General features: G+C 69.0%; 19 protein-coding genes. 8 read left to right on the top strand and 11 right to left on the bottom strand.

What is annotated here, in order from left to right; all coding sequences use genetic code 11:
* Positions 1 to 43: 43 nt before the first annotated feature.
* The 4 genes from ACFVTM_RS02580 to ACFVTM_RS02565 form a co-directional block, all read right to left on the bottom strand.
* The gene (locus tag ACFVTM_RS02580; protein ID WP_390201804.1) at positions 44 to 280 is read right to left on the bottom strand and encodes a hypothetical protein; all 237 of its coding nucleotides are present in this window, start codon (positions 278 to 280) and stop codon (positions 44 to 46) included.
* A 153-nt stretch (positions 281 to 433) separates the two neighbouring features.
* The gene (gene hutH / locus ACFVTM_RS02575; RefSeq protein WP_390201802.1) at positions 434 to 2,026 is read right to left on the bottom strand and encodes a histidine ammonia-lyase; all 1,593 of its coding nucleotides are present in this window, start codon (positions 2,024 to 2,026) and stop codon (positions 434 to 436) included.
* Positions 2,027 to 2,139: 113 nt separating this feature from the next.
* Positions 2,140 to 3,837, bottom strand: coding sequence for a urocanate hydratase (locus tag ACFVTM_RS02570; protein WP_390201801.1), 1,698 nt, complete (start codon positions 3,835 to 3,837; stop codon positions 2,140 to 2,142).
* Positions 3,838 to 4,103: 266 nt separating this feature from the next.
* Positions 4,104 to 4,955 (bottom strand): IclR family transcriptional regulator, encoded by an 852-nt coding sequence (locus ACFVTM_RS02565; protein WP_390201800.1) that lies wholly within the window; start codon positions 4,953 to 4,955, stop codon positions 4,104 to 4,106.
* 416 nt (positions 4,956 to 5,371) lie between these two features.
* Between ACFVTM_RS02565 and ACFVTM_RS02560 the strand changes: the two genes are divergently transcribed.
* On the top strand, positions 5,372 to 6,289 hold the full coding sequence (locus tag ACFVTM_RS02560; protein WP_390201798.1) for an SDR family oxidoreductase: 918 nt from the start codon (positions 5,372 to 5,374) through the stop codon (positions 6,287 to 6,289).
* Positions 6,290 to 6,360: 71 nt separating this feature from the next.
* Entirely contained in the window at positions 6,361 to 6,801 is a 441-nt protein-coding gene (locus tag ACFVTM_RS02555) for a protein-tyrosine phosphatase family protein (RefSeq protein WP_390201797.1), read from the top strand.
* Between the two features lie 23 nt (positions 6,802 to 6,824).
* Here the strand turns inward: ACFVTM_RS02555 and ACFVTM_RS02550 are convergent, their stop codons facing one another.
* Positions 6,825 to 7,796 (bottom strand): NAD(P)-dependent alcohol dehydrogenase, encoded by a 972-nt coding sequence (locus tag ACFVTM_RS02550; RefSeq protein WP_390201795.1) that lies wholly within the window; start codon positions 7,794 to 7,796, stop codon positions 6,825 to 6,827.
* Between the two features lie 261 nt (positions 7,797 to 8,057).
* On the opposite strand from ACFVTM_RS02550, the gene ACFVTM_RS02545 reads away from it, so the two are divergent.
* Complete coding sequence (locus tag ACFVTM_RS02545) at positions 8,058 to 9,560, top strand: amino acid permease (RefSeq protein ID WP_390201794.1); 1,503 nt, start codon at positions 8,058 to 8,060, stop codon at positions 9,558 to 9,560.
* Positions 9,561 to 9,649: 89 nt separating this feature from the next.
* Positions 9,650 to 10,303 carry a LysE family translocator gene (locus ACFVTM_RS02540; RefSeq protein ID WP_390201793.1) on the top strand — a complete coding sequence of 218 codons (654 nt, stop codon included), beginning with the start codon at positions 9,650 to 9,652 and terminating at the stop codon, positions 10,301 to 10,303.
* Between the two features lie 13 nt (positions 10,304 to 10,316).
* Here the strand turns inward: ACFVTM_RS02540 and ACFVTM_RS02535 are convergent, their stop codons facing one another.
* Positions 10,317 to 11,066, bottom strand: coding sequence for a 3-hydroxybutyrate dehydrogenase (locus ACFVTM_RS02535; protein WP_390201792.1), 750 nt, complete (start codon positions 11,064 to 11,066; stop codon positions 10,317 to 10,319).
* 128 nt (positions 11,067 to 11,194) lie between these two features.
* The gene (locus ACFVTM_RS02530) at positions 11,195 to 12,577 is read right to left on the bottom strand and encodes an MFS transporter (RefSeq protein ID WP_390201791.1); all 1,383 of its coding nucleotides are present in this window, start codon (positions 12,575 to 12,577) and stop codon (positions 11,195 to 11,197) included.
* A 131-nt stretch (positions 12,578 to 12,708) separates the two neighbouring features.
* Here ACFVTM_RS02530 and ACFVTM_RS02525 point away from each other — a divergent pair, with 131 nt between their 5' ends.
* Positions 12,709 to 13,626: a LysR family transcriptional regulator gene (locus ACFVTM_RS02525; RefSeq protein WP_390201790.1), complete on the top strand. Its 918-nt coding sequence runs from the start codon at positions 12,709 to 12,711 to the stop codon at positions 13,624 to 13,626.
* 28 nt (positions 13,627 to 13,654) lie between these two features.
* On the opposite strand, the gene ACFVTM_RS02520 is transcribed toward ACFVTM_RS02525, so the two are convergent.
* On the bottom strand, positions 13,655 to 14,581 hold the full coding sequence (locus tag ACFVTM_RS02520; RefSeq protein ID WP_390201789.1) for a spermidine synthase: 927 nt from the start codon (positions 14,579 to 14,581) through the stop codon (positions 13,655 to 13,657).
* 230 nt (positions 14,582 to 14,811) lie between these two features.
* Between ACFVTM_RS02520 and ACFVTM_RS02515 the strand changes: the two genes are divergently transcribed.
* Both ACFVTM_RS02515 and ACFVTM_RS02510 read left to right on the top strand, forming a co-directional pair.
* The gene (locus ACFVTM_RS02515) at positions 14,812 to 15,897 is read left to right on the top strand and encodes a universal stress protein (RefSeq protein ID WP_390201788.1); all 1,086 of its coding nucleotides are present in this window, start codon (positions 14,812 to 14,814) and stop codon (positions 15,895 to 15,897) included.
* 54 nt (positions 15,898 to 15,951) lie between these two features.
* On the top strand, positions 15,952 to 16,959 hold the full coding sequence (locus tag ACFVTM_RS02510) for a zinc-dependent alcohol dehydrogenase family protein (protein WP_390201786.1): 1,008 nt from the start codon (positions 15,952 to 15,954) through the stop codon (positions 16,957 to 16,959).
* A 119-nt stretch (positions 16,960 to 17,078) separates the two neighbouring features.
* Here the strand turns inward: ACFVTM_RS02510 and ACFVTM_RS02505 are convergent, their stop codons facing one another.
* The 3 genes from ACFVTM_RS02505 to ACFVTM_RS02495 form a co-directional block, all read right to left on the bottom strand.
* On the bottom strand, positions 17,079 to 17,297 hold the full coding sequence (locus ACFVTM_RS02505; protein WP_390201784.1) for a three-helix bundle dimerization domain-containing protein: 219 nt from the start codon (positions 17,295 to 17,297) through the stop codon (positions 17,079 to 17,081).
* A 229-nt stretch (positions 17,298 to 17,526) separates the two neighbouring features.
* A complete protein-coding gene (locus ACFVTM_RS02500) occupies positions 17,527 to 18,204 on the bottom strand; it encodes an O-methyltransferase (RefSeq protein WP_390201783.1) in 678 nt (225 codons plus the stop codon).
* A gap of 80 nt (positions 18,205 to 18,284) precedes the next feature.
* Positions 18,285 to 18,650, bottom strand: a complete 366-nt coding sequence (locus ACFVTM_RS02495; RefSeq protein WP_390201782.1) for an MTH1187 family thiamine-binding protein — start codon at positions 18,648 to 18,650, stop codon at positions 18,285 to 18,287.
* Between the two features lie 175 nt (positions 18,651 to 18,825).
* On the opposite strand from ACFVTM_RS02495, the gene ACFVTM_RS02490 reads away from it, so the two are divergent.
* Entirely contained in the window at positions 18,826 to 19,458 is a 633-nt protein-coding gene (locus tag ACFVTM_RS02490; RefSeq protein ID WP_390201781.1) for a TetR/AcrR family transcriptional regulator, read from the top strand.
* The last annotated feature ends 7 nt before the right edge of the window (positions 19,459 to 19,465 follow it).

Genomic DNA, 19,465 nt, shown 5'->3' with positions numbered 1-19,465 from the left:
CGGAACGGCGAACGAACCCCGGTTTCCTGCTGAAGTGCCGAAGCTACGCCCGGCGCACCTGCACGCCGTCCGACTGCAGGAAAAGCTGCGTCTCGGACGGCCCCGAGGGGACCAGCCAGAGCACATTTCCGCTCACTGAGACTTCTTCGACCTCGCCGGCCGCAATGACCTGAGCGTGTTTGACGATTTCGACCCGTTCGCCGACCCGGAGGCCGCTCCAATCGGAAACCGTCGCTGCGGATGCAAGGCGCCTGGACAGAACCGTGCCGCGTGCTTTCATAGAACTTTTACCCCTTTGTATGTGTTCTTTGCCACAACTTCGTTGGTGTGGACGTTTCCATTTGTACTACAGTTCCCGGGCCCCCGCCTGCCGTGTCGCGCAAGATTTCGGGGACACCGGGAATTGTTCAGCTTCCGTGCACTTTGTTTCTTCTCAGGCGAGATTTCCGACGGCGGATTCGGCCGCCGCACGGACCTGGCCCGACGCCACCAGGGCGTCCGCCGCTTCAAGCTCCGGCGACAGGAACCTGTCGGTGCCCGGACCGTCGACGACGTCGCGCAGTGCCGCGATCACGGCCGCACCCGCGGGACCCGGCGTCAGTTCGCCGTCGGAGAGCTGGGTGCGGATGTCCAGGGCCCGGGCCGAGGTCACGAGTTCGACCGCCAGGACGCGCCGCAGGTTCTCCACCGCGCGGCGGAGCTTGCGTGCCGCGTGCCAGCCCATGGAGACGTGGTCCTCCTGCATAGCCGAGCTCGGGATCGAGTCCACCGACGCCGGGACGGCCAGCCGCTTGTTGTCCGAGACCAGCCCGGCCTGGGTGTACTGGGCGATCATGAGGCCGGAGTCGACGCCGGGGTCCGAGGCCAGGAACGCGGGCAGCCCGTGCGATCGGGCCGGGTCCAGCATCCGGTCGGTCCGGCGCTCGGCGATGGAGCTGAGGTCCGCGACGGCGATCGCGAGGAAGTCCAGCACGTAGGCCACCGGGGCGCCGTGGAAGTTGCCGTTGGAGCTGACCCGGCCGTCCGGCAGGACCACCGGGTTGTCGATCGCTGCGGCCAGCTCGCGGGAGGCGACCAGGGCGGCGTGGTCAACGGTGTCGCGGACGGCGCCGGCCACCTGGGGTGCGCAGCGCAGCGAGTAGGCGTCCTGGACCTTGGTGTCGTTGATCCGGTGCGAGGCCACGATCGGGGAGTTGGACAGGACCCGGAGCATGTTGTCCGCGGAGGCGGCCTGGCCCGGGTGCGGGCGGAGGGCTGCGTGCAGCTCGGGCAGGAACACCTGGTCCGTGCCGAGCAGCGCCTCGACGCTGAGCGCGGCGGTGATGTCCGCCGTCGTGAGCAGCTGGCGGATGTCCGCGATGGCCATCAGGAGCATGCCCAGCATGCCCTCGGTGCCGTTGACGAGGGCCAGGCCCTCCTTCTCGGCGAGCGTGACGGGTTCGATCCCGTGCGCGGCAAGGAGTTCGGCGACGGGACGTCCGCCCTTGCCGCCGTAGAGCTCGCCGTCCGGGCCGGTCGCTTCGCCTTCGCCCATGAGGACCAGGGCGCAGTGCGAGAGCGGCGCGAGGTCGCCGGAGCAGCCGAGCGAGCCGAATTCGCGGACCACCGGGGTGATGCCGGCGTTGAGGACATCCACCATGGTCTGCAGCACCACGGGGCGGACGCCGGTGCGGCCGGAGGCGAGGGTCTTGGCGCGCAGGAACATGATGCCGCGGACCACTTCGCGTTCCACGGCCGGGCCCATGCCGGCGGCGTGGCTGCGGATGAGGGACTTCTGGAGCTGGGTGCGCAGCTCGTTCGGGATGTGCCGGTTGGCCAGGGCCCCGAATCCGGTGGAGATGCCGTAGGCAGGGACCTCGCTGTGGGCGAGGTCGTCGATGTGGGCGCGGACCTTGGCGACGGCGTCGAGGGCGTCCTGGGCGATGGTCACGTGGGCGTCGTGCCGGGCGACGGCGACGACGTCTTCGGGGGTCACCCCGCTGGAGCCGAGGGTGACGGTGAGCGGTGAGTGGGTGGTGAGTGTCATTGGGTGTTCCTAAATCTGGTGGATGAGCCGGTCCCCTCATCGATTGCTCCGTAGGTGCCCTTTTGGTGGCTCAAAACGGCGGTTACGGAGCAATCGATGTGGGTTGGGGCTCGTTAGTGGTTTTCCTGCATGGGGATGCGGACGCCGCGTTCCTGGGCGACCTCGAGCGCGCGGTCGTAGCCGGCGTCGGCGTGGCGGATGACGCCCATGCCGGGGTCGTTGGTGAGGAGGCGCGCGAGCTTTTCCGCGGCGAGGTCGGTGCCGTCGGCGACGGAGACCTGGCCGGCGTGGATGGAGCGGCCGATCCCGACGCCGCCGCCGTGGTGCAGGGAGACCCAGGTGGCGCCGGAGGCGGTGTTGAGCAGGGCGTTGAGCAGCGGCCAGTCGGCGATGGCGTCGGAGCCGTCGGCCATGGCCTCGGTCTCGCGGTACGGGGAAGCGACGGAGCCGGAGTCGAGGTGGTCGCGGCCGATCACGATGGGCGCCTTGACCTTGCCCTCCTTGACGAGCTGGTTGAACAGCAGGCCGGCCTTGGCGCGTTCGCCGTAGCCCAGCCAGCAGATGCGGGCCGGCAGGCCCTCGAACTCCACGCGCTCACCGGCGGCGTCGATCCAGCGGTGCAGGTGCTTGTTGTCCGGGAAGAGTTCCTTGATGGCCGCGTCCGTGACGGCGATGTCCTCGGGGTCGCCGGAGAGTGCAACCCAGCGGAACGGGCCGAGGCCCTCGCAGAACAGCGGGCGGATGTAGGCCGGGACGAAGCCGGGGAATTCGAAGGCGCGGTCGTAGCCGCCCTTGCGGGCCTCGTCACGGATGGAGTTGCCGTAGTCGAAGACCTCGGCGCCGGCGTCCTGGAACTCGACCATGGCCTGGACATGCTTGGCCATCGAGGCCTGGGCCTTCTTGGTGAAGCCTTCCGGGTCCGCGGCGGCCTCGCGGTGCCATTCCTCGACCGTGATGCCCTCGGGCAGGTAGGACAGGGGGTCGTGCGCGGAGGTCTGGTCCGTGACGATGTCGACCGTGAGTTCGCCGGCGTTGTGGCGGCGCAGGATCTCCGGGAAGACCTCGGCGGCGTTGCCGACGTAACCCACGGACCAGCCGCGGCGCTCTTCCTTGGCTGCCAGGACCTTGGCGATCGCGGCGTCGAGGTCGGTTTCGACCTCGTCGAGGTAGCGCTTGCCGGCGCGGCGGCGCAGGCGGGTCTCGTCGACGTCGACGATCAGGCAGGCGCCGTCGTTCAGGGTGACGGCGAGCGGCTGGGCGCCGCCCATGCCGCCGCAGCCGCCGGTGAGGGTCAGGGTGCCGGCGAGAGTGCCGTTCTCGTCCCCGGTGAGCTTGCGGGCGATCGCGGCGAAGGTCTCGAAGGTGCCCTGCAGGATGCCCTGGGTGCCGATGTAGATCCAGGACCCGGCGGTCATCTGGCCGTACATCATCAGGCCCTCGGCCTCGAGCCGGCGGAACTCGGGCCAGTTCGCCCAGTCGCCGACGAGGTTGGAGTTGGCCAGCAGCACCCGCGGGGCCCATTCGTTGGTGCGGAAGACGCCCACGGGCTTGCCGGACTGGACCAGCAGGGTCTCGTCCTTTTCCATGGTCTCCAGGGTGCGGGTGATGGCGTCGAACGCGGCCCAGGACCGGACGGCGCGGCCGGTGCCGCCGTAGACCACCAGGTCATCGGGGCGCTCGGCGACCTCGGGGTCGAGGTTGTTCATAAGCATGCGCAGCGGGGCTTCCGTCTGCCAGCTCTTGGCGGTGAGCTCGGTGCCGCGGGCTGCTTTGACCGGGCGGGCACCGGTGGTGAAATCGGCGGGTGCCATGAGGTTCTCCTTTGTGGCTGGATATGTTGCTGGATGGTGTCTGCGTTGGCCGGCGTCTGTGCCGGCTAGTCGGGAGGAATGAGGTTCTGTATCAACTAAAGCCCCTTCACGGCCTTGGAAACAGGCCGATCGCGGGGGTGCTGTCCGGGATTCCAGACCCTCCCCTCCCCCTCGTTGCGCTATCACTTCCGGTTGCCAAAACGGGCAAATGGCAGCCCTAAGTGGTAGCGCAACCGGGGCGGGGGTGGGTGCGGGGCGGGGGTGGGTCAGGCGGGGCGGCCGTGGATCCGGATGGAGAGCTCGTCGGCGACCTTCCGGACCCGGGCGGCCAGGACCGGCCACTGGTCCGCGGGCAGCTTCTCCTCGAGGAAGGTCACGGCGACGGCGGCCGTGGGCCACCCCACGTGGTCGGTCACGGCGGCGGCGATCGAGCCGAACCCGGGCGTCACCTCGCCGTGCTCAGTGGCGTAGCCGCGCTGCCGGACCTGGTCCAGGTGGGAGGACAGGGCGGAGTACTTCATAATGGGCGACTCGGTCTCGTGCCGGGCCGTGAAAGCGGCTGCGTTCGGGTACAGCGCCCGCACCTGGGACTTCGGCAGCGCGGCAAGAATCGCCCGGCCGCTCGCGGTGAGGTGGCTGGGCAGCCGGACGCCGACGTCGGTCACCAGCGACGGCCGGTTCTTGGCCCGCTCCTCCACGATGTAGAGCACGTCGCGGCCGTGCAGCACGGCCAGGTGGGCGCTTTCGCCAATCACATCAACGAGCGAGGCGAGCATTGGCCGGCCCAGGCGGGACAGCGGCTCCTGCCGGGAATAGGCCGAGCTGAGTTCGAAGGCGCTGATGCCCAGGCCGTAGCGCTGCTCCTCGTGCAGGTGCAGGACAAAGCCGTTCGCCTCCATCACGCCGAGCAGGTGGTAGACGCTGGAGCGCGGCAGGCCCAGTGCGGTAGCAATGTTCGACGCCGCCATCGGGCCACGCTTGGAGGCCAGCAACTTGAGGATGCGCAGGGTGTTCTCGGCGGCCGGCACCTTCGACGCCACCTTGGCGCCCGCGGTCCTGTGGATGGTTTTGGGCGCCGGCGTTACGACGGCGGACGCGGCGGACTGCGCAGCCGGCACCTCAGGCGCACCCGACTCTGCGGGCTGAACTGCGGACTGAACAGGCGCACCCGACATTGTGGGCTCGGCTGCGGGCTGAACTGCGGGCTGCAAGACGGGTCGCGCCGCGGGCTGTGTCGCTGCGGCGGGGCTCTCGGCGGTGCTGGTGGCTGGCATGGATCCTCTTCAGGGTTCGGCGGTGTCCGGTATCCCGTACTTAAGCATGCGCCCTGCGGCGCTCCGCTGACAGCCTCGCGCAGGACCAGCTGTCTGGGATTCCGGACATGCCAAAATGCCAGGGCGCGGGCCTTCTGCCTCTGGCGCGGCCCGACACACGGTGATCGGATGAGCCAGGGAGCCGGCGCCAACACAGCCCGCGGCCCATCGCTTCGTCGCCGGACGGTTCCCAGGGATAGTCCCGGAGGGAGGGTGCGTTCATGGATTCAGCGTTATCGGGCAGGGTGGCGCTCGTCGCCGGGGCCACGCGCGGCGCGGGCCGCGGCACCGCCGTCGCCCTCGGCGAAGCGGGAGCGGTGGTGTACTGCACAGGCCGGACGACCTCCAGCCACCGTTCAGACTACAACCGGCCCGAGACGATCGAGGAGACGGCCGAGCTCGTCAGCGCCGCCGGCGGAAGGGGCATCGCCGTCGCGGTCGATCACCGCGAGGCGGCCGAGGTGGAAGCCCTCGTGCGGCGGATCGATGCCGAGCAGGGCCGGCTGGACATCCTGGTGAACGACATCTGGGGCGGAGAGGACCTCATTGAATGGAACACTCCGCTCTGGGCCCACGATCTGAACGCCGGGCTGGAAATGCTCCACCGTGGCCTCGACACCCACCTGATCACGAGCCATTTCGCGCTTCCGCTTGTTGCCCGCAGGCCCGGCGGCCTTGTGGTGGAGATGACCGACGGCACGCGCGAGTACAACGCGCAGCATTACCGGGTTTCCGTGTTTTACGACCTCGTCAAGTCCGCGGTGCTCCGCCTGGCCTTCAGCCAGGCCGAGGAGCTGAAGTCCTCCCGGTGCACGGCGCTGGCACTGACGCCCGGCTGGATGCGCTCCGAAATGATGCTCGAACACTTTGGCGTTTCGGAGGCGAACTGGCGGGATGCCGCGGACACGCAGCCGCACTTTGCGGCGATCTCGGAAAGCCCGCTGTTCGCGGGGCGTGCGGTCGCGGCCCTGGCGGCGGACCCCAACGTGCACAGCCGCACGGGCGGCTCCTATTCCTCCGGGGCCCTGGCACGCGAGTACGGCTTCACCGACGTCGACGGCTCGCGGCCGGACTGCTGGCGATACCTCGTGGAAGTCCAGGAAGCGGGACTCGCCCCAGATGCCACCGGATACCGCTGACTGCCGGCCAGCGTACGACGGCGGGTCCGGCCCACGGGCAACCGGCGGCGGGAAAGACTACGATCTGGAGCATGAAGCAGACGTGGGAGGCTTCCGCGGACGGCGTCATGAGTCTTCCATCCGGCCGGCTCATTCGCGGCCGCGGCCTGCATGACCCCCTTCCGGCGGGACCGTCGCCCGAGTTCGGCGTGTACCTGCTGGGCAAGAGGCCGCCGCCCGTGGGATGGGAGTCCCGATGGGTGCTCTGGCCCGACCTTCGCCTGCCGGCCGACCATCCGGACGCCCTCGACGCGCTCCGGGAGGCCTGGCTCCGGGCCGAGGCGGAGCGGGTTGAGGTGGCCTGCTGGCGGGGCATCGGCAGGACCGGCACCGCACTGGCCTGCATCGCCATCCTGGACGGTGTCCCTCCCGGCCAGGCGGTGTCCTACGTGCGTCGCCAGTACCGGCGCCGGACCGTGGAGACTCCGTGGCAGCGGCAGTACGTCGCCCGGTTCCGGCCGGAGACCGCCTAGGTGTTGCAGCCACACAACGCCCCTCACACCGTGACGACGGCCTTCCCCCGCAACTTGCCCTCGCGCAGGTCCCGGATCGCCGCGGGCGCGTCCGCCAGGGCGTAGCACTTGCCGATGACCGGGGTCACGGCGCCCGCCTCGATGAGCCCGGTCAGGAACCGGAGGTCCTCAGCGCGCTCCGTGGACATGACGCCCAGCAGCCGCTGGCCGACAAACAGGGACAGGCCCGCCGCGCCAAGCGAGCGTCCAATACCGCCCGTCAGCCGCCCTCCGCCTTCCCCGCCGACGATCGCGAGCGTTCCCTTCGGCTTGAGCGCCCGCCGGAGGACGCCGAGCGGGCGGTTGCCGGCCGTGTCGACAATCAGGTCGAACTGCCTGGCCCCGTCCGCGAAGTCGTCATGCTTGTAGTCGATCACGTGGTCCGCGCCGATCGACCGGACCAGATCGGCTTTGGCGGTGCTGCACACCCCGGTCACCTGTGCCCCGAACGCCTTGGCGAGCTGCACCGCGTACGCGCCGACGCCGCCTGCCGCGCCGACGACGAGGACCTCCTGCCCGGCCTGGACCCGGCCGGAGTCCCGCAGCGCCTGGAGAGCTGTGACTGCGGAGATCGGGACGGCGGCGGCCTGCTCGAAGCTGAGGTTCTTCGGCTTCAGCGCGAGCCGGCCTTCCTTCGCGCACACGTACTCGGCAAACGATCCCTCGCAGGTGCCGTACACCTCGTCCCCCGCCCGAAAACCGACGACGTTCCGGCCGACAGCCTCCACCCGGCCCGCCACCGCCCGGCCCCGGATGCGGGTCTTCGGCTTTCTCAGCCCGTAGCCGACCACGCGGGTCAGGTACGGGAGGCCGGTCATGAGGTGCCAGACGCCCTGGTCGACGCCGGCGGCCCGGACCCGGATCAGCACGTCGTCATCGCCGGGCCCGGGAGCCTCGACGTCGCGCAGTTCCAGCACCTCAACGGAACCGTAGACATCCTGAACGATCGCTTTCATGGTGCTTCTCCTTCGAAGTCGGGTACTGGAAGACGTCATAGGGCAGCGGCTTCAAGCAGTAAAGAAAACCTCCGGCGGTGTCAAGAGTTTTCGGCCCGCTCCCGGTTGGGACCGACGACGACGGCGGCCGGCGCCCCGCGCGCCGCGGCGGCCGAACAGTCTGAAATCAAAGACACGAAGTGCCCGTGAGTCTCATCACAGCAGGGCCTGACATGGTCTGCTGGATAGCGATCCCCCTCCCAATGACGAGAAGGTATTCGCATGCAACAAGCCCAAACCGCTACGAAGACGGCGCCTGACGCAGCAGGCAACGGCAACGAGGGCGCCGCCACCGCCGTCGGCGCCGCCGTCGATTCCGTACTCAGCCGGGGACTGAACGTCCGCCACATCCGCTTCATGGCACTGGGCTCGGCGATCGGCACGGGACTGTTCTACGGCTCCGCCTCCGCCATCCAGAAGGCCGGGCCCGCCGTCCTGCTTGCCTACATGATCGGCGGCGCCGCAGTCTTCATGGTGATGCGCGCCCTGGGTGAAATGGCGGTGCGGCATCCGGTGTCCGGGTCCTTCGGCCAGTACGCGAGCCGCTACCTGGGCCCGCTGGCAGGGTTCGTGACCGGCTGGACCTATGTCTTCGAGATGGCAATCGTGGCCATCGCGGATGTCACAGCCTTCAGCATCTATATGGGATTCTGGTTCCCCGGCGTGGAGCGCTGGGTCTGGATCCTGGCCATCATCTTCTTCCTGGCGGCCCTGAACCTGCTCAGCGTCAAGGTCTTCGGCGAACTCGAATTCTGGTTCTCCATCATCAAAGTGGCGGCCATCATCGCCATGATCGCGGGAGGCGCGGCGATCATCGTCTTCGGCTTCCAGACCGGCGGCGCCACGGTGGCGCCCGGGCTGGGCAACCTCGTGGAGCACGGGGGTCTGTTCCCTAACGGGTTCGAAGGGCTCCTCGCCTCCTTCGCGGTAGTCATGTTCGCTTTTGGCGGCGTGGAAACCCTCGGCATCACTGCCGGTGAAGCCGCCGATCCCAAAAAGGTCATCCCCAAGGCCGTCAACACCGTGCCCGTGCGGGTCCTGCTGTTCTACGTTTTGACCCTTGGCGTGCTGATGAGCCTGTTCCCGTGGGACGAAATTGGCAGCAACGGCAGCCCCTTCGTGCAGATCTTCAGCGGCCTGGGCATTCCGGCCGCGCCCCACATCCTCAACGCCGTGGTGATCACGGCGGCCCTCTCGGCCGTCAACAGCGACATCTTCGGCGCCGGCCGGATCCTCTTCGGCCTGGCCCGGCAGGGCCACGCCCCGGCGAGCTTCGGCAAGGTCTCCCGCCACGGGGTGCCGTGGATGACTGTGGTGATGATGACGGGCATCCTGCTGGTCGGCGTGGTCCTGAATGCGGTGATCCCGGAGGACGTCTTCCTGCTCATCGCCTCGATCGCGACCTTCGCTACCGTGTGGGTCTGGGCCATGATCCTGGCCTCCCATGTCGCCATGAAACGCGAGATCGCCCGCAAGGGCCTCCCGGCATCGGAGTTCCCCTCACCGTGGTGGCCGGCCGCTTCGGTGCTGACCATCGCGTTCATGGCCCTGGTGATCGTGATTCTGGGTGCCTTCGAGGACACGCGGGTGGCGCTGTATGTGGGCGCCGTATGGCTGGGCATCCTGGTGGTTGCCTACCGGCTCTGGGTCCGCGGCCACGGCCGTGTGCGGGCTGAACTCGCCGACGAAACGGCCCAGCTTCCGCAGGTCCGCGCCGGGCAGTAGCAGGGCAGACCGCCGGCGGTAGCGGGACCGCCCGGCAGCAGTAGGGCCGCCCGCCTCCCGCGTGCGCTCCCGCGGGGTTAGGATCAGGCATGGTTCCCGTCACCAACCTCCTGGCCTTTGCCCTTGCCGCCCTCGTGCTGATCGCCATCCCGGGGCCCAGCGTGCTGTTCGTGATCGGACGGACCCTGGCCCTGGGGCGCAGGGGCGGCCTGTTGAGCGTTGCGGGGAATGCGGCGGGCGAGCTGGTGCAGATCGCCGCGGTGGCCCTGGGCGTCGGCGTGGTGCTGGCCCAGTCGCTGCTGCTGTTCAGCGTGGTGAAATTCGCCGGCGCCGCCTACCTTGTCTACCTCGGGATTCAGGCGATCCGGCACCGTGGCGGCGGTCCGGCCAGGGCGTCCGCCGCCGGTCCGTCCTCGACCGCCCGGGTGCTGCGCGAGGGTTTCATTGTGGGCGCGACCAACCCCAAGTCGATTGTGTTCTTCGTGGCCGTGCTTCCGCAGTTTGTGGACTATTCCGCCGGCGCGATTCCCCTGCAGCTCGGAACCCTGGGCGTGGTTTTCCTGCTGATTGCCCTGGTGTCGGACAGTACGTGGTCCCTCGCCGCGGGAACGGCCCGGCACTGGTTTGCCCGCTCCCCGCGCCGGATCGCCGCGCTCAGCACCACCGGCGGCGTGATGATGATCGGGCTGGGCGGCACCCTCGCGCTGGTGGGCAACTCCGCGGAGTTCCAACCGGGCCGGTAGCCGGCGGCAGCGGTTACCGCGCGGACCAGCCGCCGTCCATTGTGTAGCTGGCGCCGGTGACCATGCCGGCGTCGTCCGAGGCCAGCCACGTCACCAGGGACGCGACTTCCTCGGGCTCCACGAGCCGCTTCACCGCTGATTCGGTCAGCATGATCTTGGCCAGCACCTCGGACTCCGGAATGCCGTGCACCTTGGCCTGGTCGGCGATCTGCGCCTCCACCAGTGGGGTCCGGACGTAGCCGGGGTTGATGCAGTTGGACGTGACGCCGTGCGCCCCGCCTTCGAGTGCCGTCACCTTGCTCAGGCCCTCCAGCCCATGCTTGGCCGAGACGTAGGCGCCCTTGAACGGCGAGGCCCGGAGCCCGTGCACGGAGGACAGGTTGATGATGCGGCCGAAGTTGTTGGCGTACATGTGCGGCAGCGCGGCCCGGATCAGCAGGAACGGCGCCTCGAGCATGAGGGTGATGATGCGGCGGAAGTCGGCCGGATCGAACTCCTCGATGGGGCTGATGCGCTGGATGCCGGCGTTGTTGACCAGGATGTCGCAGTCCAGGCTGAGCGTCTGGAGGGACTCGACGTCCAGCAAGTTAACCGCCCAGGACGTGGCGCCGACCTCGTCGGCGAGCGCGGCGGCGGCGGACTCGTCCACATCCGCGATCACCACCTTGGCCCCGCGCGCGGCCAGGGCGCGGACGCTGGCCGCGCCGATCCCGCCGGCTCCGCCGGTGACCAGGGCCTTGCGTCCGTTCAGCGTCTGTTCCATAACTCAGCCTTCCATATCAAAAATCCGATGAAGCGGCCGGCTCCAGCGTGGCTGGAGCCGGCCCAAAACTCAAGCAGCCCAAAACTCAAGCGACCCGTTACTTCAGGCAGCTCAGCAACTCAAGCAGCTCAGCGCGTGGCCGCTACGGGCAGGCCTTCGCGTTCGGCGTCGGCCCGGTCCACGTCCTCCAGTGCAATGCCCTTGGTTTCCTTCAGGCTCAGCACCGCCACGGTGGTGATGGCGCAGGCGATCACCAGGTAGATCGCGGTCGGCAGCCAGGAGCCTGTGTCCTTGAGCCACTGGGTGGCCAGTAGCGGCGCCAGAGAACCGGCGAAGATCGAGGTGACCTGCGAGCCAAGCGAGACGCCGGCGTAGCGCATCCGGGTCGGGAAGAGCTCCGACATGAGGGCCGGCTGGCCGGCATACATGAAGGCGTGCAGGCAGAGGCCGATCGTGACGGCCAGGACGATGATCACCGGGTTGCGGGTATCGAACATCGGGAAGGCGAAGAACGGCCACGTGGCGCCGGCGATGGCACCGACGAGGTAGACCGGCTTCCGGCCCCAGCTGTCCACGAGCCGCCCCACCTGCGGGATGACCAGGAAGTGGATGACGTGGGCGATCAGCAGGGCGAGCAGGAGCGAGGAGGTGTCGTATTTGTGCACACTCTTCAGGTAGACGATCGCGAAGCTGACCACGAGGTAGTACATGATGTTTTCCGCGAACCGGAGGCCCATGGCCTGCAGGATGCCCTTGGGGTACTTGCGGATGACTTCGCGGACGCCGTAGCTGGCGGACTGCTCTTCTTCCATCTGGGCTTTGGCCTCAAGGAAGATGGGCGCTTCGGAGACGTGGGTGCGGATGTAGTAGCCGACGAACACGATCACGGCGGAGAGCCAGAACGCCACACGCCAGCCCCAGCTGAGGAAGTCGGCAGAGCTAAGCACGTTGGACATGATGAACAGGACCAGGGTGGCCAGCAGGTTGCCTACAGGCACGGCGGCCTGGGGCCAGCTGGACCAGAAGCCACGGGACTTGTTGGGGCTGTGCTCGGCGACCAGCAGAACAGCCCCGCCCCACTCGCCGCCGAGGGCGAAGCCCTGGATGAAGCGCAGGAAGACCAGGAGTGCCGGCGCCAGGTAGCCAATGGTGGCGAAGCCCGGGAGGCAGCCTATCAGGAAGGTGGAGACACCGATGATGATGATGGTCAGCTGCAGGGTGGGCTTGCGGCCCAGTTTGTCGCCAATCTGCCCGAAGACGATGCCGCCCAGCGGGCGGGCGACGAACCCGACGGCGTAGGTCAGGAATGCCTGGATGATGCCGTCCAGTTCGTTGCCGGTGGCCGGGAAGAAGTACTTGCCGAACACCAGGGTGGCGGCGGTGGCATAGAGGAAGAATTCGTACCACTCGACGACGGTTCCCACCATCGATGCTGCGACGATTTTCTTGAGCCCGGAACCCTTGGATGCGGGTGCGGCGGGGGATGTTGCAGAGCGTTCGTTTACGCTCATCTGATTCTCCTTAGTGTCCACGGTGACACGCGCTGTGACGCACAGCACTGAAATGGCTCCATTGAGTATTGCTGCACATTCGCGGCGATTCAATGGCCAAACCGGCACCCGGTATGTGCAGAATTGCAGATATGAACGCCAATCCTGATGACCTGCTGGTCCTGCTCGCCGTGTCCCGTTCGGCGAAATTTACGACGGCGGCCCAGACTCTCGGACTGAACCACACCACCGTCTCGCGGCGGATCGCGGCTCTGGAGAAGGCTCTCGGCGGCCGGGTGCTCTCCCGCGCGTCCGGCGGCTGGGAGCTCACCGAGCTCGGCACCGAGGCCGTGCGGGTGGCCGAGCAGGTGGAGGCTGCCGTGCGCACCCTGCAGCAGCCCGGGCACACCCCGGACCCCATCACCGGCGTCGTCCGGATGACCGCAACGGACGGCTTCAGCGCCTATATTGCCGCCCCCGCCGTGGCCCGGCTCCGCCGCGACCATCCGGGCCTCAGCGTCGAGATCATCACCGTGACGCGCCGGGCACTCCAGCAGCGTTCCGGCCTGGACATCGAGGTGGTGGTCGGTGAGCCGCAGGTGCACCGGGCGGAGGCCGCGCAGCTGGGCGAGTACATGTTGGGCATGTACGCCTCCCGCGGCTACCTGGCCGAGTACGGCACCCCGGCCACGGTGAAGGAACTGACGGAACATTCCCTCGTGTATTTTGTCGACTCGATGCTGCAGGTAGACGATCTGGACGCCCCGCGGCGGCTGGTGCCGGCCATGCGGGACGGGCTGAGCTCCACCAACGTCTTTGTCCATGTGGAGGCCACCCGCGCCCGGGCCGGGATCGGGTTCCTGCCCTGCTTCGCCGCCGACCTGCATCCGGACCTCGTCCGGCTCCTGCCCGAGGAATTCGCGGAGATGCTCCCCTATTGGATGGTGCTGCGGCCCGATTCGATGCGCCGGCCGGCAGTGGCGGCCCTCGTCCAGGCGCTGCGGGAGCAGACCGCGGCGCACCGCGATGCCCTGCTGGGACGGGGAGCACCCCCATCGATTGCTCCGTAGGCGCCCTTATGGGGCCGCAAAAGGGCAGTTACGGAGCAGCCGATTCAGCGGGCGGCTCAGCCGGGACTGTGCCCTTCGGGTCGTGGCGGACGACCGCGCCGGCCGCGAACGCCCGCACCTTACCGTCATTCCAGATATGGGCAGGCACCGCACCACCGAGCAGGCGGCGCGCGAGGGCAGGGTCGTCGTCGAATGGGTGGTCGCTGCCGGCCATGACCATGTTGCCGTAGCGCCTGCCCTTGAGCATGGCAGGATCGGCGATGATCACGGTGTGGGCAAAGGCGTCCGCGATGGTGGCGGCGTCTTCGCGGGCATTCCTGAGGTCCGGGGCGTCGCCGGAGTTCACCACATAGATCCCGCCCGGCGCCAGGACGCTTTTGGCGTGCTCGGCGAATTCCCGGGTGGTGAGCGGACGCGGGGTCAGCGAGCCGGCGAAGACGTCGCGGATGATCAGGTCCCGGGTCTGCGGAGTCAGGCTCTCGGTGACTTCCCGGGCCTCTCCCACGCGCAGGCGCAGCAGCGGGGCCTTGGGCAGGTCAAACCAGCCCCGGACGTAGTCGGCAAGCTTGCCGTCCAGTTCCACCACAACCTGGCGGGCGTCCGGATAGGCGGCGTGGAAATAACGGGCCAGTGAGCATGCTCCCCCGCCGAGGTGCAGGGCACGCAGCTTCGGCTTTGAATCGCGGGGCCAGCGCGACTCCACAAGGGCGGCCATCCAGCGCATGTACTCGAAGTCCAGGAACAACGGGTCCGCGAGGTCAATGTGAGAGCTCATGACGCCGTTGATGCGCAGGAGCCAGCCGGTGGAATTGTCCTGGTCCGGGATGAGCTCGCAGTCCCCGGTGTCGATGTAATACACGCCCGCCACGGGACCGGCCGGGCGGGATCCCTTGGGCACTTCCACCACTCCAGGCTCGGCGGTTCCGGCGCCCCGCCCCCTGCCCCGCTTGGCCATCAGATATCCCCCGCATTGTGCATGTTTCAACCCTAGTTCACCGGCAGGCCGGCCCCCGCGACCGTTTCCCGGTCCCCGCTCCGCGACCGGAAAGTCCCCCTGCCTCTCCCGGCCGCCGGACGCGGACAATCCTAGGACCAAAGCCCCTAGCCATTCCCGGGGAGCAGGGTTCTACTGGGCCTGCACGTGGTGCTGGGCCAACGGGTGCGTCCGCCGAGCCGGGAGGAAAAATGTCTGCACCCGCACGGAAGCAGGGCGGCATCGTGACCGTCGGCTACAGCGGGTCCGAGGCCGCCCAGCTCGCCGTTCGTTGGGCCGCCGGCTACGCGGCCGCGGCCGGGCTTGACCTTCTGGTGGTCCACGCGTGGGTGTGGCCGGTCTTCACCAAGAACCTGGGCCCCGTCAAGGGCGTGGCCGGCAGCGGGTTGCGTCACTCCGCGGAAGCCATCCTGGCCGAGGGCGTCGAACTGGCCCGCGCCGCCGTTCTCGAGGCGGGAGTCGCGCACCCCCGACCAGCAGGCGGAGTCGCACGGCCCGACACAGTGACCAGCGCGATTTCCGAACAAGCACCACCCCCCGCAATCCCTGGAACAGCACCCGGCGGCGCAACGTCCCCGGGCACAGCGCCCCCTGGCACCATGCCCCCTGCAGTGCCCCCTGCCGCGGCCGGCGCCGCGCCGCCCGGCGTCGAACGTGCTGTTCCCGCTGGGGAGCCGCAACCCGCGGGCCCCGTCGTCGACGGCGTCATGGAGGCCGGGCTCCCGGCACCGGTGCTGCGCGACGCCGCCCGGGGCGCAGCACTGCTGGTGGTCGGCAGCCGGGGACTTGGCACTGTCCTGGACCAGGTGGCCGGCTCGGTCTGCCTTGACTTGGCCGGCTCGGCGCCCTGCCCCGTGATGGTGATCCGGCGGCCGCGCAACCCCGGACACCCCATCGTGGTGGGAGTTGATGCGTCGCCCCGCAGCCCGGCCACCGTGGCCGAGGCTGTCCGGCTCGCTGTGGTCCTCGGCGCACCGCTGCAGCTGGTCCACGTGGCTACGCAGCGGGGCGGTGCCCGGGAGGAGCACGGCCGCCACGGCACGCTCCGTGGCCAGGAGCTGCTGGACCACGCCGTCGACGAGGCCCGCGGACTGGCCTCCGGGCTGGAGGTTTCCGGGATCCTGCGCGAGGGCCATAACGCCGCCCGGGAGCTGCTCGCCGCCGCCGCCGGCTCCGACGTCCTGGTGCTGGGGTCCCACAGCCCACTGGCCGGCCCCGGCAACACGGTCTCCGGCGTCCTGCACAAGGCTGGCTGCAACGTGCTGGTGACTCGCTAGCCGCCGCGCTCGAACCGATTCGAAACTGCACGGGTTGCAGAGAAGGAGGCCGCGGTGCGAGCCTGGCAGGTTGGACTACCGGGGCCCATGCCCAGCGGCCCCCTCGTGGCCGGCGACTGCCCGGATCCCGTGCCGGGACACCGCGAGGTCCTGCTGAAAGTGCGGGTCTGCGGTGTGTGCCGGACGGACTTGCACCTGGCCGAGGGCGACCTCACACCGCGGCATCCGGGGATCATCCCGGGCCACGAGGTCGTGGGCGAGGTGATCGGGAATGGCCCGGGGGCGGCCAGGTTCGGCCTCGGCGAACGGGTGGGGGTGGCCTGGCTGGGCGGCACGTGCGGCGCCTGCCGGTTTTGTCTGCGCGGACAGGAGAACCTCTGCCTGTCCCCCACGTTCACCGGCTGGGACCGCGACGGCGGGTACGCCGAGCTCCTCACGGTGGCCGAGGACTTCGCCTACCGGATCCCGGACGCGTTTAGCGACGAGGAGGCCGCGCCGCTCCTGTGCGCAGGCATCATCGGCTACCGTGCGCTGAGCCGGGCGGAGCTGCCGATCGGCGGCCGGCTGGGCATCTATGGTTTCGGTGCCTCCGCGCATCTGGCCGCCCAGATCGCCCTGTACCGCGGTGCCCGCGTGTACGTCATGACCCGGTCCGAGGAGGCGCGCAAGCTGGCCCTCATCTTGGGCGCGACGTTCGCCGGCGGGGCCGAGGAGCAGCCGCCGGATCCCCTGGATTCCGCGATCCTCTTTGCTCCCGCGGGCGGGCTGGTACCGGTCGCACTCCGCGCCCTTGACCGCGGCGGGACACTCGCCGTCGCGGGCATCCATCTGAGCGACATCCCGCCGCTGCACTACTCCGACGAGCTCTTCCAGGAGCGCCAGTTGCGCAGCGTGACGGCCAATACCAGGGCCGACGGCGAGGAATTCTTCCGGATCGCTGCCGAGATCCCGCTCCGCCCCACCACCGTGGCGTACCCGTTCTCGGCCGCGGACCAGGCCCTGCGGGACCTGGCGGAGGACCGGATCACGGGGGCGGCCGTGCTGCACATGGATCCGGACTAGCCTCTGCCGCCGATCCTGCTCCCCTGACGACCGGCCCCCGACGCCGAAATCGCCGGAGAGGTGCGGGGTCGCCGCAACGTTCCGGCGACCCCGCAGGCCTCCGGCGAACTCGCGGCTGTTTAGTCGCCGGCGGCTCTGATCCCGAACTCACTTTGGAGCCGCACGCGGGCGCCGCGCTCGGCCAGCGTGGGTATGAATGTCTTGATCCGGCCTGTGTTCAGGGCGTCGAATTCCTCGCCGACAACCCCGGCGATGTGTGGCCGCGGAACGTGCGGGAACCGGGCCGCCAGGCGGTCGACAACCTGATTAATGCTGGGCTCATTCTCCGCCGCATTCATGCCTTCAGTGTGGAGCGGCGGGGTTCCAGCGTCAATGAAACCCGAGGCGGCAGGCGGCAGCACATTGCCCAGGCTTTGGGGTTGGGCGCCCAAGCCGTGGGCGGCCGGGGCGGGCGTGCGTCCGGGCGGACAATGGCGAGGGCCTTAGCGGACAACCCGGTGCGCGCTATCGGACAGTTTCATACGCGAAGCGGACGGTTCCGTGTGCCTAGCGGACGGTTTCATGCGCCTAGCGGACGGTGGCGAGGGCGAAGCCGTCCCAGCCTTTCGAGCCCACGGTCTGCATCACTGTGCCGTCCAGGCGCGGGTCGTCGCCGATTATCTGGAGTGCGCTGATGATTCCGGGGGCGTTCACCGGGTCCATAGACGCGTCCAGCACGGCCCCTTCCCACACGACGTTGTCCACCACGATGGTGGTCCCGGGCCGGCCAAGCCGGATGGCCCACTCCAGGTAGTGGGGATTGTTTTCCTTGTCGGCGTCGATGAACACGAAATCGAAGGGCGGCCCGGCCTCGCTTTCGAGCTCGCGCAAGGTGTCCACCGCGGCACCGACCCGGATGTCCACCTTGTGGCCCAGCCCGGCGGCATCGACGTTGGCGCGCGCTACGCGGGCGTGTGCGGGGAGGTATTCGCAGGTGACCAGCCGGCCGTCGTCGGGCAGTCCCTGGGCCATCCAGATCGTGCTGAAGCCGGCCAGCGTGCCGATCTCCAGCACGCGGCGGGCGCCGGAGAGCTGGACCAGCAATTTCAGGAGCTTGCCGGCGTTGGGGGCCACTTCGATGGGCGGCATGCCCGCTTCAAGGGCGGTGGTCACGGCGCGCTGGAGCGCAGGGTCCGGGCGGACCACGACGTCGGAGAGGAAGTTCTCGACGGCGACCCAGCCAGGGGTGGACTTATGCTCGATCATGTCCCCAGTGTTCCAGCCGCCCGGGCCCGGCGATAGCCTCCGGCCGGGGTTTCCGCCGCGGGTTTGGGCGGGGCCCGCCCCTAGGTTCCCGGCCGGGTTGGAACGTGCGGCCCCGACCCGCCGGCGTCCTGCCCGCCGATGGCGCTTTCAAGCCGCTCTACCTTGCCGGTCATTTCGCCGCTGTAACCGGGCCGGATATCCGCCTTGAGCACCAGCGAGACGCGGGAACCGTAGGCGCCCACCGCGTCGGTGGCCCGCTTGACGACGTCCATAACCTCGTCCCATTCCCCCTCGATCTCGGTGAACATCGAACTCGTCCGGTTCGGCAGACCGGACTCCCGGACAATCCGCACCGCGGCGGCGACGGCGTCGTGGACCGACGCGTCACCGGGTGCCTGCCCGTTGGCGGGGTCACCGGAGGGTGCTACGGAGAATGCGACCAGCATGTAGTGGTTCCCTTCACTCAGTCCGGACAGCGGGCCAAAATTCCAGGCTGTCCCGCATCAGTCTTTCACGCCGATTCCACTGCGGCGGCGCCCGGATTTGCCTCCGAAACCGTCACATTAATCACTACCCGCCGGTAACCGGTTCGAGCACCCCGTGCGTTGCTAACCTAGGCAAATGAACCGGGCAGTAGACCGCAGGCCGCTCCGCGCAGACGCCGCGCGCAACGTAGACAAAATTATCGCCGCGGCCCGGCAGTGCTTCCGCGAGCACGGCTCCGACGTGCCGCTTCAGACCATAGCCGTCACCGCCGGGGTGGGTCCTGCCACTCTCTTCCGGAATTTCGCCGACAAGGAAGAACTGGTGCTCGCGGCCCTGAACCGCCAGCTTCGGCTCCAGGTGGATCCGGCCATCGATGAGGCCCTGGCCGACCCCGACGCCGCTGCCGGACTCTTCCGGGTCATCGACGCCACCATGCGTGTCGCCAGTGAGGAGGCCAACCTCCTGGGAGCCGTCGCGGGCCGGCGCGGTCTGCTGGCCGGGATCACCGGGGGCCTGATTGAATCCATCGCCGTGCTGCTGGGCCGTGGGCAAGGCCAGGGAACCCTGCGCAGCGATATTTCCATGACGGACATGATCCGCCTGCTGGCAATGCTGATCGGCGCCGTGGACACGATGGAGCCGGGCTCCGATGCGTGGCGGCGCCCCGTGGCGCTGGTCGAGGACGCCATCCGGACGGAGCGGCCGGACCGGGCATTGCCGCCGCAGGCTCCGCTGCCGGGCACCGCGTTCGACGCCGTTCTCGGTTAGCGGTACG

Origin of the sequence: Arthrobacter sp. NPDC058130 (assembly GCF_042884475.1) — a bacterium.
In the GTDB taxonomy this organism is placed as follows: Bacteria; Actinomycetota; Actinomycetes; order Actinomycetales; family Micrococcaceae; genus Arthrobacter.
Note: the sequence above shows the minus strand (reverse complement) of the source record. Positions and strands in the feature narration are given on the sequence as shown.